This window comes from Dolosigranulum pigrum ATCC 51524 (assembly GCF_000245815.1).
Classification (GTDB): domain Bacteria; phylum Bacillota; class Bacilli; order Lactobacillales; family Carnobacteriaceae_A; genus Dolosigranulum; species Dolosigranulum pigrum.
Genome location: NZ_JH601103.1, coordinates 592,025 through 609,641, shown reverse-complemented (window position 1 = coordinate 609,641; position 17,617 = coordinate 592,025). Strand labels below are relative to the sequence as shown.

Genomic DNA, 17,617 nt, shown 5'->3' with positions numbered 1-17,617 from the left:
CCTAAATTGTACAGCTTTCGCAAGCATTAGCGCCGACAACCTCTTCATCTTCCGTAAATGTTCGCACATAATAAATTGACTTAATGCCCTTATCGTGTGCATAATGACGCAAGATGTTCAAGTCTCTCGTTGTCTGCTTATTAGTGCGCCCTTCTTTCCACTCATATAAGCCCTCTGGAATTTTTGACTGCATAAATAATGTCAAACTCATTCCTTGATCAATATGCTGCTGTGCTGCGGCATAGACATCAATAACTTTACGCATATCTGTATCATAAGCTGATGTGTAATAGGGCATCGTTTTATTAGACAAGTAAGGAGCTGGATAATATGTTTTTCCTGTCAGCTTCTCCTGACGCTCCTCCACTAATTGAATAATCGGATGAAGACTAGCACTTGTTTCATTCACATAGCTAATTGAGCCTGTTGGAGCCACTGCTAGTCGATTCTGATGATATAATCCATGTGCTTGAATCGATGCCTTCAGTGCTTGCCAATCAGCTACTGTCGGCAACTGAATATTTCGTTCTTGGAAAATAGTAGCTACTTTATCATAATCGAAGGCAAACTCTTCTTCTGTATATTTGTCGAAATATTCACCCGATGCATATGCAGAATTTTCGAAGTTATCAAAAACTTGACCTCGTTCTTGTGCAATTTTATTACTAGCTTTCAAGGTATAGTAATTAAGCAATGTGAAGTAAGCATCAGTAAATTCAACCGACTCCGGTGAGCCGTAATGCATTTCATTTAGCGCAAAAAAAGTGTGCAGACCCATCGCTCCGAGACCAATTGTATGGTACTTATCATTGCCCTGCTTAATCGATGGCACAACTTCAATATTCGACTCATCTGTCACGAAGGTGAGCGCCCGTACCATCGTATCAATTGACTGCTCAAAATTATCCGACTGCATTAAGTTCACAATATTAGTTGAACCTAAGTTACAACTGATATCTGTACCTAGTTCTTCATATTCCTGCTTGTCGTTAATAATGGATGGCTCTTGAATTTGTAAAATTTCACTACATAAGTTACTCATCACAATGGTTCCATCAATTGGATTCTCACGATTAACCGTATCAATATTCACAATATATGGATAACCCGATTCTTGCTGCAATTTAGAAATTTCCGTCTCTAACTCCCGCGCACTAATCGGTGTCTTCTTAATTTCATCATTAGCCACCAACTTGTCATACTCTTTTGTAATATCCACATACGAGAACGGCTTGCCGTATACTCGCTCAACGTCATAAGGACTAAATAAGTACATCTCTTTATTCTTACGCGCCAATTCATAGAACTTATCCGGCACAACTAATCCCAATGATAACGTCTTAACCCGAACCTTTTCATCAGCATTTTCTTTCTTCGTCGATAAGAATGAAATAATATCTGGGTGGAAGACACTCAAATATACAGCCCCTGCTCCATTCCGTTGTCCCAACTGATTAGAATAGGAAAAACTATCCTCAAATAGTTTCATAACAGGAAGTACACCACTCGCCGCATTTTCAATTTTTTTAATCGGATCACCCGCAGCTCGTAAGTTAGATAAATTCACTCCAACGCCTCCACCAATACGAGACAGCTGCAAGGCAGAATTAATCCCACGCCCAATACTATTCATATCATCCGTTAACTGAATTAAAAAACACGAGACAAACTCACCGCGGCGTTTTTTTCCAGCATTAGCAAAGGTTGGTGTTGCCGGTTGATAACGTTGATTGATCATCTCTTTAGCAATTCGCTCAGCAAGTTGTTCGTTCCCATCGGCCATATATAATGCATTAAAAGCCACACGATCTTCATAGGACTCTAAATATTCACTGCGATCATCACTCTTCATCGCATATTGCTGGTAGAATTTGAACGCTCCCATAAAAGAACGAAAACGGAAATCGGCTGCCTCCAATTGTTCAAATAATTGTTCAATAAAAGAAAAATCATACTGACGAATAAATGCTTCCTCAAGATAATCTTCCTCAATTAAGTATTCAATCTTCTCACGAAGCGAGCCAAATACTCGCGTTTTTGGATTAATTTCCTCTTTAAAATATGCTTGTAGCGCTTCTTGATCTTTATGAAGCGGAATTTGATTATTAATTGGACGGTTAATTGCATTATTTAACTGAAAATAAGTCGTCTCGACTGGTTTACTGACCATTTCTCCACCACTTTCTGTTTACTGAATTCACATTGTAACATGTCTATGCTCATTCTTCCAATTTTAACACATGAAAGAATACAACCAACCCATTCATGATAGGTTGGCGTATTAATGTTTATTTTCTTCTCTTAATGTATTTTCGATCATATTTATTTTATCTTTCAGCGCCTTGACATCTTTCGGACTCCCCTGAAATTCAAAGGCATGCAACAATGGCACATCGTAATCGCGGGCTAAATCTTTTGCCGTAAAAACAAATAACTCATTAAAATTACGATTTCCACCACCAGCCACACCTTGAAAATACCGTTTATTTTCCCCTGTATCAAGAAATTCCCACAATATTTCAGTCGCTTCCTTCTCATATGTCGGCGCCACAATAATAAACGGTTCATTTATCTCAATGAATGGGTCAATCGGTGAAAGTTCGATTGTCTCCATATCAAGCTTATTGACGAATTTTCGAGTCTGACCTGTCAGTGTAATATAAACAATCTTCATTTTATGCTAACCGACTTAACATATCTGGCCGAAAACCATGAAAAGCCTCGATTCCATCTGCAATCACAACTGGAAGTGATGTAAATCCTAACTGACGTACTTCTTCTAAAGCTTCCTCATTAGCTTCTACATCTTTAGCAGTAAACGGTACACCTTTATCCTCTAAGAATTTTTTTGTGAAATTACATTGCATACAATTTGATTTTGAATAAACAACTACCATTTTTATATCCTCCTTAGATCAAATATCTATATACTATTTTAGCGGAAATAAAACAGTAATTCAAGAAAAACCACAATATATAGTGTCTATTTTTTATGACAGACACTATATATTGTGGTTTGCTGATTATAACACAATCCTATGAGCACGCTATTGTATCCCGTACCAAAACGATTTTGTTCCCACATTTTCCTATCTAATACTACTAAAAAGAAAAAGCAAGATTTCTCAACTAAAAGAAACCTTGCTTTTTAAATTTACTATAAACTCCTCAAGCTGGACTCGAACCAGCGACAACGCGATTAACAGTCGCGCGCTCTACCAACTGAGCTATTGAGGAATGAGATAACATACTATTTATAAAAATAGTGCGTGGCAACGTCCGGCTTTCACAACGGGAAACCCGTCACTATCCTCGGCGCTAAGAAGCTTAACTTCTGTGTTCGGTATGGGAACAGGTGGGTCCTTCTTGCCATCATCACCACACACTTTTATTGCTCTCTCAAAACTAAATAGTTGAATCGCTCTTTGAATCCTTCACCGATCCTATGCTTAACCAACCATTTGGTTAAGTCCTCGACCGATTAGTACTCGTCCGCTCCGTATGTCACCACACTTCCACTTCGAGCCTATCGACCTGATCTTCTTTCAGGGGTCTTACTTCCTTATAGGAATGGGAAATCTCATCTTAAAGGGGGCTTCACGCTTAGATGCTTTCAGCGCTTATCCTTCCCGCACATAGCTACCCAGCTATGCCATTGGCATGACAACTGGTACACCAGCGGTGCGTCCATCCCGGTCCTCTCGTACTAAGGATGGCTCTCTTCAAATTTCCAACGCCCGCGACGGATAGAGACCGAACTGTCTCACGACGTTCTGAACCCAGCTCGCGTACCGCTTTAATGGGCGAACAGCCCAACCCTTGGGACCAACTCCAGCCCCAGGATGCGATGAGCCGACATCGAGGTGCCAAACCTCCCCGTCGATGTGAACTCTTGGGGGAGATAAGCCTGTTATCCCCAGGGTAGCTTTTATCCGTTGAGCGATGGCCCTTCCATGCGGAACCACCGGATCACTAAGCCCGACTTTCGTCCCTGCTCGACTTGTAAGTCTCGCAGTCAAGCTCCCTTCTGCCTTTACACTCTACGAATGATTTCCAACCATTCTGAGGGAACCTTTGGGCGCCTCCGTTACTGTTTAGGAGGCGACCGCCCCAGTCAAACTGCCCACCTGACACTGTCTTCCACCCCGTTAAGGGGCGCGAGTTAGAGTGGCCGTACGGTGAGGGTAGTATCCCACCAATGCCTCCCTCTAGACTGGCGTCCAGAGTTCAATGGCTCCTACCTATCCTGTACAAACCGTACAGACACTCAATATCAAGCTACAGTAAAGCTCCATGGGGTCTTTTCGTCCTGTCGCGGGTAACCTGCATCTTCACAGGTACTATAATTTCACCGAGTCTCTCGTTGAGACAGTGCCCAGATCGTTACACCTTTCGTGCGGGTCGGAACTTACCCGACAAGGAATTTCGCTACCTTAGGACCGTTATAGTTACGGCCGCCGTTTACTGGGGCTTCAATTCAAAGCTTCGCATACGCTAACTTGTCCTCTTAACCTTCCAGCACCGGGCAGGTGTCAGCCCCTATACATCTTCTTTCGAATTAGCAGAGACCTGTGTTTTTGGTAAACAGTCGCCTGGGCCTATTCACTGCGGCTAACTTGCGTTAGCACCCCTTCTCCCTAAGTTACGGGGTCATTTTGCCGAGTTCCTTAACGAGAGTTCGCTCGCTCACCTTAGAATTCTCATCTCGACTACCTGTGTCGGTTTGCGGTACGGGCAGTTGCTTTCTCCCTAGAAGCTTTTCTTGGCAGTGTGACGTCAGATACTTCGGTACTGTACTTCCCTCCGCGTCATAACTTGTCCTTAGCGATAAGCATTTGACTCATCGCCAGACTTATTATTTGCACCCACATCCATCAGTGGGCATATCTTAGCCTGCTGCGTCCCTCCATCGGTCAAACAAAAGAAACTGGTACAGGAATATCAACCTGTTGACCATCGCCTACGCCGTTCGGCCTCAGCTTAGGTCCCGACTAACCCTGGGAGGACGAGCCTTCCCCAGGAAACCTTAGTCATTCGGTGGACAGGATTCTCACCTGTCTTTCGCTACTCATACCGGCATTCTCACTTCTAATCGCTCCACCTGTCTTCACAGTCAGGCTTCTATGCTGATTAGAACGCTCTCCTACCATAGAACCAAAGGTTCTATCCGTGGCTTCGGTACCTTGTTTAGCCCCGGTAAATTTTCGGCGCAGGGCCACTCGACTAGTGAGCTATTACGCACTCTTTAAATGATGGCTGCTTCTAAGCCAACATCCTAGTTGTCTAAGCAGCCCCACATCCTTTTCCACTTAACAAGGATTTGGGGACCTTAGCCGACGGTCTGGGTTGTTTCCCTTTCCACTACGGATCTTATCACTCGCAGTGTGACTCCCGGATTAACATTTGTGGCATTCGGAGTTTATCAGGATTCGGTACCCCGCAAGGGGCCCTCGTCCAAACAGTCGCTCTACCTCCACGATGCATCATCCGAGGCTAGCCCTAAAGCTATTTCGGAGAGAACCAGCTATCTCCAGGTTCGATTGGAATTTCACCGCTACCCACACGTCATCCCCGCATTTTTCAACATACGTGGGTTCGGGCCTCCAGTGCGTTTCACCGCACCTTCACCCTGCACATGGGTAGGTCACCTGGTTTCGGGTCGACGACCTCATACTGCACGCCCTATTCAGACTCGCTTTCGCTGCGGCTCCTCTTCTTCAGATTAACCTTGCATGAAATCGTCACTCGCCGGTCCATTCTACAAAAGGTACGCCATCACCCATTAACGGGCTCTGACTACTTGTAAGCATACGGTTTCAAGTGCTTTTCACTCCCCTTCCGGGGTTCTTTTCACCTTTCCCTCACGGTACTGGTTCACTATCGGTCACTAGGTAGTATTTAGGCTTGCCGGATGGTCCCGGCTGATTCCGACGGAATTTCTCGTGTTCCGCCGTACTCAGGATCCTCATTGGTTCATGTTGTTTTCGCCTACAGGGCTGTCACCTTCTTTGGCCACGCTCTCCAACGTGTTCAACTAACAACAATCGTCCATTCTTGAGTCCTACAACCCGATCATGCAAGCATGATCGTTTGGCCTCTTCCCATTTCGCTCGCCGCTACTATGGGAATCACATTTGTTTTCTCTTCCTGCAGCTACTGAGATGTTTCAGTTCACCGCGTGTCCCTTACACTAAGCTATGTATTCACTTAGTATATACCATACTTCTCAATATGGTGGGTTGCCCCATTCGGAAATCTCCGGATCAAAACTTACTTACAGTTCCCCGGAGCATATCGGTGTTCGTCCCGTCCTTCATCGGCTCCTAGTACCAAGGCATTCACCGTACGCCCTTATTCACTTAACCGTCTGGTTAAGTTAAGCATATGTGTAGCGTTAAAAAATTGTTACTCTCATTTATTAAACTTAATAAATAGACTCTTTTCAACGTTTTAAATCAAATTAATGATTATGTCTCGGTGTTGTCTTCAAATAATTTATAAATTAAATGTCGATTCAACTATTCAGTTTTCAAAGAACAATATTAACCTTTCGGTCAATGGAGATAAGCGGGATCGAACCGCTGACCTCCTGCGTGCAAAGCAGGCGCTCTCCCAGCTGAGCTATACCCCCATATAATGAGAACTAATCTCTCAAAACCGAATAAGATAAACAATGTGTAAGGTTCCGTCTGCCCTAATGGCAGTATCCTTAGAAAGGAGGTGATCCAGCCGCACCTTCCGATACGGCTACCTTGTTACGACTTCACCCCAATCATTCAACCCACCTTCGACGGCTGCCTCCCATAGGGTTGGCCGGCCGACTTCGGGTGTTTCAAACTCTCGTGGTGTGACGGGCGGTGTGTACAAGACCCGGGAACGGATTCACCGCGACATTCTGATTCGCGATTACTAGCGATTCCGACTTCATGCACTCGAGTTGCAGAGTGCAATCCGAACTGAGAATGGCTTTGAAAGATTAGCTAGCCCTTGCGGGATCGCTGCTCGTTGTACCATCCATTGTAGCACGTGTGTAGCCCAGCTCATAAGGGGCATGATGATTTGACGTCATCCCCGCCTTCCTCCGGTTTATCACCGGCAGTCTCGTTAAAGTGCCCAACTTAATGCTGGCAACTAACAACAAGGGTTGCGCTCGTTACGGGACTTAACCCAACATCTCACGACACGAGCTGACGACAACCATGCACCACCTGTCATTCTGTCCCCGAAGGGAACGCTCTATCTCTAGAGTTGTCAGAAGATGTCAAGAGCTGGTAAGGTTCTTCGCGTTGCTTCGAATTAAACCACATGCTCCACCGCTTGTGCGGGTCCCCGTCAATTCTTTTGAGTTTCAACCTTGCGGTCGTAATCCCCAGGCGGAGTGCTTAATACGTTAGCTCCAGCACCGAGGGCCGGAAAGCCCCCAACACTTAGCACTCATCGTTTACGGCGTGGACTACCAGGGTATCTAATCCTGTTCGCTCCCCACGCTTTCGAGCCTCAGCGTCAATGTTAGACCAGAAAATCGCCTTCGCCACTGGTGTTCCTCCAAATATCTACGCATTCCACCGCTACACTTGGAATTCCATTTTCCTCTTCTACATTCAAGTCTGTCAGTTTCCAATGCCGTTCCACGGTTAAGCCGTGGGCTTTCACATTAGACTAAACAGACCGCCTGCGCTCCCTTTACGCCCAATAAATCCGGACAACGCTTGTCACCTACGTATTACCGCGGCTGCTGGCACGTAGTTAGCCGTGACTTTCTGGTTAGATACCGTCAAGGCGCTAGTAGTTACCTAGCACGTGTTCTTCTCTAACAACAGAGCTTTACGATCCGAAGACCTTCTTCACTCACGCGGCATTGCTCCATCAGGTTTGCACCCATTGTGGAAGATTCCCTACTGCTGCCTCCCGTAGGAGTCTGGGCCGTGTCTCAGTCCCAGTGTGGCCGATCACCCTCTCAAGTCGGCTACGTATCACTGCCTTGGTAAGCCATTACCTTACCAACTAGCTAATACGCCGCGAGGCTATCCATGAGTGGTAGCAGAGCCACCTTTAATGAATTCGTCATGCGACCAATCCACCTATGGGGTATTAGCATCCGTTTCCGAATGTTGTCCCCCGCTCATGGGCAAGTTCCTCACGTGTTACTCACCCGTTCGCCACTAATCAATCACTGCAAGCAGTGATATCATCGTTCGACTTGCATGTATTAGGCATGCCGCCAGCGTTCGTCCTGAGCCAAGATCAAACTCTCATGTTTAAATGAGGTGGCGTTTAGCCACACTTGTTTGAATAGCTCAATTTAAAGTATAAGTTTTTCTAAAACTTACAAAAATATGAATTGTCCTGATTCGATTGAACCATAGACCCTTACACATCTTGGTTGTTTATCTTATTCAGTTTTCAAAGATCAGTTCGCCGTTTTTTAACGACATTTATTATTATATCGCATCAGCATATCTTTGTCAAGAGTTTTTTAAAATTAATTTTGTTTCTGAAACTAATTAATTTAAATCACCTGATGCATTTACTATTATATAACAATTGAAATCGCTTGTCAACACTTTTTTGAAATTTTATTAATATCTTTTTTTGTTGAGTGATTGAAGGTATTCCTCAATCAGCGACATTTATAATAATACCATCTACCTGATTAGTTGTCAACACTTTTTTGAAATTAATTACTTTATTCCTTTTAGAAATAGACAAATAGTACGTTGCTATCGTTTCAGTAAGCTGTTATGGAACCACAGAAACACCTTTAATCTTAAATGTGTTTATATCATCAATCATGAGAAAGAGGTTTTTCTTCAAGGGCAAGAAACTCCCATAGAAAATCTTACCTATTCTAATTACTAAGAGTATCCATCTGTCATCTACTAAACTATTCCTTCAATTAAATTTAATACTAACAGTTATTCTTTCAATTGGCTAAATGATATTTATTCCATTTTTTTAAAGCGAATCCTATCGTTATATTAATATGGTCACTTGTACCCTATGAAATAAGCATTAATATTTTTTGAAGGACTCCTTGGATATGCCGTATTTAGTCGTTCATTAACTATGAATGCTCCTTAAATACCGTGGATTATAAATTAGACACCTATCAGTTACAATGCTCTATAAAAACCCAAATATACAGTAAAAGCACAAAAAGCGTCAACAGTTAACTGCTGACGCTTTTTGTAAGCTTGCATACATGTTATTCGTTTTATTTTTTACCGTTTAATAAAGCAGTTCCTGCTAAACCACTGAAGACAGCGACAACGGCACTCAATACTAGACCAATAAATGTCCAGATTGAAGTTTTAGCAACCGCGTTAGAAGCATCGTCAGCTGTTTGTTGTGCTGTTTGGATGGCTTCGTCTACACGCTGTTGAATATCTGCTTGCGCATTTTCAATTTGAGTTTGTGCGTTGTTCAATGTTTGCTCTGCTTGTTGAGCAATTTCTTGAGCTTGTGCAATTGCTTGTTGTGTTGCTTGTTGAGCTTCTTGATGAGTCATTTGTGTGTTGTTTTCAAGCGCGTTAACAATTGCTTCTTCATCTTCTAAGACAGATGAGAAGTTTTCTGCACGTGCTTGTAAACTATCAACTAATCCACTCAAGATTGCTTCTGCTTCTGTTGGGTTAGATAGAATTTGTTCTCCTGCTGCAACAACTTCTTGTCTTGCTCCTTCGAATTGTCCTTCAATATATTCAGGTTGTAATTCTTCAATCTCAGTGTCACGCAATAATTGTTGTGTTTCTTGGCTAATAGCTTGTGTATCAACACCATCTAAAGCTTGACCGATTTGATCGAAGTTAATACCTAAATCGATATTTTGAACAACTGCACTTGCAGCGTTACCGCCAGCTTGTGCTACGTTCCCTGCTTGTTTAGCTGTAAATCCAATAGCACTTCCTGCAAAAGAGAAAACTCCACTCGCAATATATGATGCACCTAACATAACAACGATCAATGATGTTGCCCAAGTTAAGAATCCGTGTAAAACACCAATGCGTCTTGCAGCAAGTCCAGAAATAAATCCTGCCCCAGCAAAAGCAAGTAAAAATGTAATAATTGTCCAAATTGTTACACCAATACCAACACCTGAGAATGGATTGCTAGATGTGAAATCAAGTGTTCCAAATCCAATAGCTGTTCCAATCGTTGATAAAGTGAATAACAATGCGATAAAGGTAACAACACCTGCGAAGATTGACCCCCATGAAATGTTGTATCCTGCTTCCTGTGTTCCTGCGTTTAAGTACTGTCTAAATTTTGACATTCGTCTAATCATCCTTTCTTGTGATAATTCTATTATATACTTTTCATAAAATATTACAATAGTATTTTGTTATAAGTTTATTTATAGATGTTATCGTGAATTTCTCTTTTCTCATTATTCCTAAAACAAGTAATAAAAGCACCTTCGTCTTCACATTTTTTCATTAATCATTAATCATTGTCATCTGTTATTTCTTGTTCAAACTCATCAATTGCTTCTGACAAATGATCATCATCAAATGCTGGTGAGTCATAAGTTCTCACATCGTACTGCCCATGCTCACCGGCAAAATACGTATTATATCTTATCTTGAAGTTGTTGAAAATATAACGAACGATTACTTTTATAATCGCATAAATAGGAATACCAAAAATTAAACCAAATAAGCCCAAGAGATCCCCCATGACCACTAATGTAATAATAATGGTGAGCGGATGAATTTCTAATTGTTTCCCCATTACGTTCGGTTCGACTAGATTCCCTTCAATGAATTGAATAATTAACCAGACCACGAGTAATAATAACACTTGAGTAAACGAATCGAAGAAAGCAATTAGAATTGCGGGAATAAAGGTTAGAATGGGTCCCAGATAAGGAATCAAAGAGAATACTCCGCCCATTACTCCGAGAACACCACTATAGTCCATCCCGATAACTGTAAACCCGATAAACATCATAATACCATTCAGAACAGCAATAACTAACTGCCCTTTAATATATGAACTTACTTGCCCGTTAATTTCACTCGCCATATAAGTAACACCCGGTCTCATATTGGGAGGTATAATTTTCAAGAAGCCTTCAAAAAATTGTCGGCCGCTTTTGAGCAGGAAGAATAAAATAATTGGAGCAGTTGCTAAGGTGAATACGACACTTGTCATACCTGATACAAAACTTGATACTCCCGTAAATCCTTGCTGCACGTATGCCAAGATTGTTCCAGAAATATTATGCCATATATTTTGAGCTTCAGCCAATAGACGTTGCGTAACATCATCTGCCGGCAAATCAGCCATTAATGCTTGTGCTCGTTGAAACACGGTATTAGCTACTCGTGGAAAATTATGAATCAAACTATTAAACTGATTTTCCAATAACGGCACCAGTAGCAGAAGTGCCCCGACAAAACCTAGGATAATTATTAAATAAAGAATAATTATGCCCCACGTTCGATTCAGCCCATGCTTCTCGGCAAAACTAATAAGTGGATCGAACAAGTAATATAACAATAACGCCACAATTAACGGCATTAAAATATTCGAAATTAAAATAGCAATCGGTGTAAATAAGAAATCAAGCTGAATCATGAGTAATATTAAAATAGCCAACAAAATAAGTACAATTAATGTATACAGTAAGTTGCTACCTCCGAGGAAATTAATCCATTTGGTTGATTTTTTCATCTGTTCCCTTCTTTCTATAACGGATAAAATATACTTCCGATCTTGATGTAGAAAAGCAGTTCCAGATAACAGTGATCATCTGGAACTGCAACTTTTATACCATACTGACTTTACTGATCAACAGGTTTCATTGTTGGGAATAATAAGACGTCACGGATAGATTTAGAATTGGTTAGAAGCATAACGAGGCGGTCAATTCCAATACCTAGTCCTCCAGTTGGTGGCATACCGTAAGCCATTGCTTCTAAGTAATCTTCATCAATATCGTTCGCTTCATCATTTCCTTGTTGACGTTCTTTTAACTGCTCTTCAAAACGTTCACGTTGATCATCTGGATCATTTAATTCACTAAAGGCATTCGCGAATTCTTTGCCGGCAATAAATAATTCAAATCGGTCAGTAAATCGCGGATCTTCTGCATTCTTCTTCGCAAATGGTGAAATTTCAATTGGATGGCCGTAAACATAGGTAGGTTGAATGAGGCTATCTTCACAGTAATGCTCGAAGAACGCTTCAACAACGTGTCCGAACTTAGCAAATTCTTCAATTTCAATATGATACTCATCTGCTAGAGCACGTGCCTGATCATCTGACATATCTTGCCAGAAATCAACCCCAGATGCTTCTTTTATCAAATCAACCATATGCTTGCGGTCCCATGCGTCTTCTAAGTTAATCTCATGCTCACCATAAGGAACGATAGCTGTTCCATTTACTTTTTTAGCCACTTCACGAATTAAGTTCTCGGTTAAATCCATCACATCGATGTAGTCGTGATAAGCTGTATAGAGCTCAATCATTGTAAACTCTGGGTTGTGTGTTGTGTCAATTCCTTCATTACGGAAAACACGACCAATTTCATATACTTTTTCCATACCACCAACAATTAGGCGCTTCAACGGTAATTCAAGCGCAATACGTAAGTAAAGATCTAAATCCAATGTATTGTGGTGAGTGATAAATGGACGAGCGGCTGCTCCTCCTGCCACTTGGTGCAAGAATGGTGTCTCAACTTCCAAGTAACCTAAATTATCTAAGTAACGACGAATCTCAGAAATAATTTGGCTCCGTTTCGTGAAGCGTTCCATACTCTCATCGTTAGCAATCAAGTCTAAGTAACGTTGACGATATTTTTGTTCGACATTGTGCAAGCCGTAATACTGGCTCGGTAATGGGCGCAATGATTTTGACAAGTGGGTTAATTTTTTCGCGCGAACCGTTACTTCTCCGGTATTGGTCTTCATCAGAACCCCTTCAACACCTAAGAAGTCTCCTAAGTCAGCTTGCTGGAACAATTCATGTTCTGCTTCGCCTACTTCGTCCAAACGCACATAAATTTGTACTTCCCCGGACTTATCCTTCAAGTTAGCAAATCCTGCTTTTCCGCTACCACGTTTGGCCATCATTCGACCCGCAATAGTCGCTGGAATTTGCGCTTCTTTTAATTCTTCTTTTGTCTGCTCAGCATATGTTTCATTCAGTTCTTGCGCTGTATGTGTTCGCTCAAATTTATCGCCAAATGGATCAATGCCTTTTTCGCGCATATCTGCCATTTTCTCACGACGAACAATCACTTGATCATTCATTGTTTCTTTATTTTTTTCTTCACTCACTGTATACCGCTCCTTTTACTTATGATTTTTGTTGACGTGCTTGACGTCTTTCTTTTCGCTTATCCAATTTTTGTTGCGCTTTTTGGGCAAATTCATCTAATAGACGAACCACTTCATCTGGGTCTTCCGTCTCGTTAATCGCCACCTTAAAGCGAGCTGAACCCGGTAAACCCTTTAGATAATAGGACGCATGCTTACGAAACTCTTTAGTCGCAACATGCTCTCCCTTCAGATCAATTAATCGACCAAAGTGATCCTTGGCTACATCAATCTGTTCTAGCGGGGTTGGCTCTTCCAAGATTTCACCCGTCTCTAAGTAGTGGGTTAACTGTTTGACGACCCAGGGATTGCCTAGCGCAGCTCGACCGACCATCACCGCATCCGCTCCGGTCACACGCAATACTTCATCGACATCCGCTGGGGTAGCAATATCCCCATTCGCTACGAAGGGAATATTAATTGCTTCTTGTACTTGGCGTAAAATTTCCCAATCTGCCTGTCCCTCATACATCTGCACGCGTGTTCGGCCGTGCATCGCCAGCATCTGGGCTCCCGCTCGTTCAGCTGCTAATGCATTTTCAACCGGCCACATATGATCCTCATCCCACGCTGTACGCATTTTCACCGTCACCGGCATTGAGACAGCATCAACGACTCGAGAAACTAATTCATAAATATAATCCGGTTCTAACAATAACTTAGATCCCGCATCATTTTTAGTAATTTTAGGCACAGGGCAACCCATATTAATATCCAAAATAGCCGCATCCGTCTCTTTTTCAATAAACTGAGCGGCTTCTACCATCGACGTTGTATCCCCGCCCATAATCTGGATACTGAGTGGGTATTCATTCGGTTCAATATGTAACATCTGCAAACTTTTTTTATTACGATGAACCAACGCTTTATCACTAACCATCTCACAAACGACCAGTCCCGCTCCGAACTCTTTTACAATCGTTCGAAAGGCTGCGTTCGTCACCCCCGCCATGGGAGCGACACAAATTTTATTTTTTATCTCAATATCGCCAATCTTCCACACAACTATTCCTCTTCCTTCTACCTTCTCGCCTGTTATCATATCACAAATATCTGCTTCAATAAAGATTAATCACTAACTCTGCAAATATTCGTTGTTCTACATTTGGAATTTCTATGGCTTCAGAGCTCGAAGTTCTTCTTCACTAAATGCATACTTGCTCTGACAGAAATGGCATACGGCTTCTGCACCATGATCTTCAGCAATCATCGCCTCAATCTCTTCTGCTCCTAATCCTTGAATCGAACGACCAAAGCGTTCCTTCGAACAATCACACGAGAAGCTAACTGGCATCTCATCAATAATGCGGTAATTTTCAGCCCCCACTAGTTGCGCTAAAATATCTTCTGGTGTTTTGCCAGCATCCATCAAAGTTGATATCAAGGGGAAGTTATTAACTGTCTCTTCCAAAGCGGCAATGGTTTCTTCACTTGCACCAGGTAGCAATTGAATCATAAATCCACCCGCTGTCTTAACCGTCTCGTCTGGATTCACTAAAACTGATAACCCGACTGAAGAAGCAGTCTGTTCTGAATTAGCCAAATAATAAGTAAAATCTTCTGCTAGTTCTCCACTAATAAGTGGCACTTGTCCGACAAAAGGTTCTTTCATCCCTAAATCCTTCACGACACTCAGTTGCCCTTCAGTTCCGATTGCTCCGCGCACATCGAGTTTTCCCTGATCATTCAAGTCCAAGCTGACGTGCGGGTTTCTAATATAACTTTTTACTTCTCCTTGCGCATTCCCATCAGCCAAAATATAACCAATCGGACCATTTCCTTGGACACGAACAGTGATAGTAGAATTTCCTTTTTCAGCTGTTGATAATAGTAATGTTCCTAGCATTACGCGTCCTAATGCAGCTGTTGCAGTGGACCATGTATCATGGACGCGTTGCCCTTCTGCCACGGTTTCTGTTCCATCTACCACATACACGCGTACTTCATCATTATAAGCTAATGCTTTAATTAATTTGTCTGTCATTTTATACTCCTTTTTCCGTTTAAAAAGAAGAGAAGGGGCTCCCTCCTCTTCTTTGATTATTTCTGTTAGTTCAGCGGATTCTGAACCCCATCATCATCGGAATCATTTTTGTCATCTGTATCTGATGCTTTCGCCTCTGATTGATCAGTCGTATCCGTATCTTCCGATTTATCTTTTTCGTCAATCTGTTTTAAATCCTCAACTGAGTCATTATCGGTGAAGCGGTCACTCTTATTTTTCTTTTGCTCCACTTTTTCTTGATTGGCGACAATTTCATCATATGAAGTACCGATACCGTCTTCGGCTTCATCGGAATCATCAGTCTTCTCACTCGGGTATTTTGCCTTAGCATTGTCGCTATCTTGTGGCATTTCACCTGTTTCGAACAAGCTCTTAATTTCGTTCGCATCAAGTGTTTCGACTTCAAGTAACTTCTCAGCAATTAGCTCGTGCGTATCTTTATGCTCTTCGATAATCTCACGTGCTTTGGCATGTGCTTCATTCAAGATACGAAGAACTTCTTGGTCAATTTTTTCGGCATAATCTTGTGAATATGACGGATTCTGACCTAAATCACGGCCCATAAAGACTTTGCTTTCGCCCTCGTACTGAACTGGACCAAGTACATCACTCATACCGTACTGAGTCACCATCGCCCGAGCAATCTGAGTTGCTTGCTGGAAGTCGTTGCTCGCTCCACTTGATTGTGAATCGAAGACAATTTCTTCCGCTACACGACCACCAAGTAGACCCACGATTTGATCGAACAATTCTTTCTTCGTCATTAAGAAGCGGTCTTCTTTCGGTAACATGATAGCATAACCACCGGCACGTCCGCGTGGAACAATCGTAACTTTGTGAACCGTGCGAGCATCGCTTAAGACAAGACCACAAATAGTGTGTCCCGCTTCGTGATAAGCAACCATTTTACGTTCGCGATCTGAGATTACGCGGTCTTTCTTCGCCGGACCAGCAATTACCCGGTCATGCGCTTCATCTAAGTCTTGTGCTTCGACTAACTTACTGCGTCGTCGAGCCGCTACTAAAGCTGCTTCGTTCAATAAGTTCTCCAGATCTGCTCCAGAGAAGCCTGGCGTTTGTTTTGCAATTAACTTCAAGTCAATCTTATCCGAAATTGGTTTATTCTTGGCATGGACGCGCAAGATCGCTTCTCGACCTTTAACGTCCGGACGACCTACTAAAATACGACGGTCAAATCGACCTGGACGTAGTAAGGCAGGATCTAAAATATCTTGACGGTTCGTTGCCGCCATGACAATAATGCCTTCGTTCCCTTCGAATCCATCCATCTCGACTAAAAGTTGGTTTAAGGTTTGTTCACGTTCATCGTGACCGCCACCCATACCAGCACCACGCTGGCGACCAACTGCATCGATCTCATCGATAAAGATAATTGCAGGTGAATTTTTCTTCGCATTCTCAAATAAGTCACGAACACGACTGGCACCAACTCCGACAAACATCTCAACGAATTCAGAACCAGAGATAGAATAAAACGGCACGCCCGCTTCTCCAGCGACTGCTTTTGCAAGCAAGGTTTTACCCGTTCCGGGAGGCCCCTCTAACAAGACACCAGCTGGAATACGTGCACCTAATTCACTGAATCGACGTGGATCTTTTAGGAACTCAACAATTTCGACCAATTCTGCTTTCTCTTCATCGGCACCGGCCACATGAGAGAAGCGCACTTTACTTTTTTCAGGGTCATTTTTCTTCGCCTTGGACTTACCGAAGTTCATCACACCACGGCCGCCACCGCCTCCTTGACCTCGACCCATCATCATAAAGTAGAAAAAGCCGACCAGTATAATAATTGGCAAGAAAGTCAAGATAATGCTCGACCATAAGCCTGAGGTTGGTTCTTCATGCGTTTCGTTCTTGACACCATTCTGTCGTGCTAATTGATACACTTCATCAACGACAGCATCATTGCGAATGATCGCTGAGGTAAACTCGGATACCTTTTGATCCGATCCACCAATAATTGAAAAAGTTGAATCATCTTTTGCTTCAATCTCAGCGCCTTGTCTCAGCTTCCCTTCAATCTCATAAATATTATTATTGGGGCGAATTGAGAATTTTTCGACGCGATTATCTTCTAAATACTCAACAAATTCTGTTGATGAAATACTGGTTGATTCTGCTGTACCTGTTCCGCCATTTATCCAGAACATAATACCGATAAAAGCTACAAATGCAAACAACCAGAAGAATCCACTTTTTACAAGTCCTTTTTTCATGTCTTCCTCCATCTTCTAATAGTCTATACTCATAAAGTATGTAT

The 17,617-nt window shown here is 42.4% G+C and carries 9 protein-coding genes, 2 tRNA genes and 3 rRNA genes; all 14 read right to left on the bottom strand.

Going from position 1 to position 17,617, the window contains the following annotated elements:
- Position 1: 1 nt before the first annotated feature.
- Entirely contained in the window at positions 2-2,170 is a 2,169-nt protein-coding gene (gene nrdE, locus HMPREF9703_RS02840) for a class 1b ribonucleoside-diphosphate reductase subunit alpha (RefSeq protein ID WP_004635432.1), read from the bottom strand.
- A 111-nt stretch (positions 2,171-2,281) separates the two neighbouring features.
- A complete protein-coding gene (gene nrdI / locus HMPREF9703_RS02835; RefSeq protein WP_004635429.1) occupies positions 2,282-2,674 on the bottom strand; it encodes a class Ib ribonucleoside-diphosphate reductase assembly flavoprotein NrdI in 393 nt (130 codons plus the stop codon).
- Between the two features lies 1 nt (position 2,675).
- Positions 2,676-2,897, bottom strand: coding sequence for a glutaredoxin-like protein NrdH (nrdH, locus tag HMPREF9703_RS02830; protein WP_004635426.1), 222 nt, complete (start codon positions 2,895-2,897; stop codon positions 2,676-2,678).
- Between the two features lie 267 nt (positions 2,898-3,164).
- Positions 3,165-3,237: transfer RNA gene (locus HMPREF9703_RS02825), tRNA-Asn, on the bottom strand.
- A 30-nt stretch (positions 3,238-3,267) separates the two neighbouring features.
- Positions 3,268-3,383: ribosomal RNA gene (rrf, locus tag HMPREF9703_RS02820) — 5S ribosomal RNA — on the bottom strand.
- Between the two features lie 78 nt (positions 3,384-3,461).
- Positions 3,462-6,365: ribosomal RNA gene (locus tag HMPREF9703_RS02815) — 23S ribosomal RNA — on the bottom strand.
- A gap of 193 nt (positions 6,366-6,558) precedes the next feature.
- A tRNA-Ala gene (locus HMPREF9703_RS02810) sits at positions 6,559-6,631 on the bottom strand.
- Positions 6,632-6,713: 82 nt separating this feature from the next.
- Positions 6,714-8,260: ribosomal RNA gene (locus HMPREF9703_RS02805) — 16S ribosomal RNA — on the bottom strand.
- Together the 16S, 23S and 5S rRNA genes with 2 tRNA genes alongside form the textbook arrangement of a ribosomal RNA operon.
- A 954-nt stretch (positions 8,261-9,214) precedes the next feature.
- Positions 9,215-10,273, bottom strand: coding sequence for a hypothetical protein (locus HMPREF9703_RS02800; RefSeq protein ID WP_004635425.1), 1,059 nt, complete (start codon positions 10,271-10,273; stop codon positions 9,215-9,217).
- A 170-nt stretch (positions 10,274-10,443) separates the two neighbouring features.
- Positions 10,444-11,676 (bottom strand): AI-2E family transporter, encoded by a 1,233-nt coding sequence (locus tag HMPREF9703_RS02795; protein ID WP_004635422.1) that lies wholly within the window; start codon positions 11,674-11,676, stop codon positions 10,444-10,446.
- Between the two features lie 110 nt (positions 11,677-11,786).
- Positions 11,787-13,289 carry a lysine--tRNA ligase gene (gene lysS / locus HMPREF9703_RS02790; protein WP_004635421.1) on the bottom strand — a complete coding sequence of 501 codons (1,503 nt, stop codon included), beginning with the start codon at positions 13,287-13,289 and terminating at the stop codon, positions 11,787-11,789.
- 19 nt (positions 13,290-13,308) lie between these two features.
- Positions 13,309-14,331 (bottom strand): tRNA dihydrouridine synthase DusB, encoded by a 1,023-nt coding sequence (dusB, locus tag HMPREF9703_RS02785; protein ID WP_004635418.1) that lies wholly within the window; start codon positions 14,329-14,331, stop codon positions 13,309-13,311.
- A 111-nt stretch (positions 14,332-14,442) separates the two neighbouring features.
- Positions 14,443-15,312, bottom strand: a complete 870-nt coding sequence (gene hslO / locus HMPREF9703_RS02780; protein WP_004635417.1) for an Hsp33 family molecular chaperone HslO — start codon at positions 15,310-15,312, stop codon at positions 14,443-14,445.
- A gap of 65 nt (positions 15,313-15,377) precedes the next feature.
- Positions 15,378-17,573: an ATP-dependent zinc metalloprotease FtsH gene (gene ftsH / locus HMPREF9703_RS02775; protein ID WP_004635415.1), complete on the bottom strand. Its 2,196-nt coding sequence runs from the start codon at positions 17,571-17,573 to the stop codon at positions 15,378-15,380.
- Between the last annotated feature and the right edge of the window lie 44 nt (positions 17,574-17,617).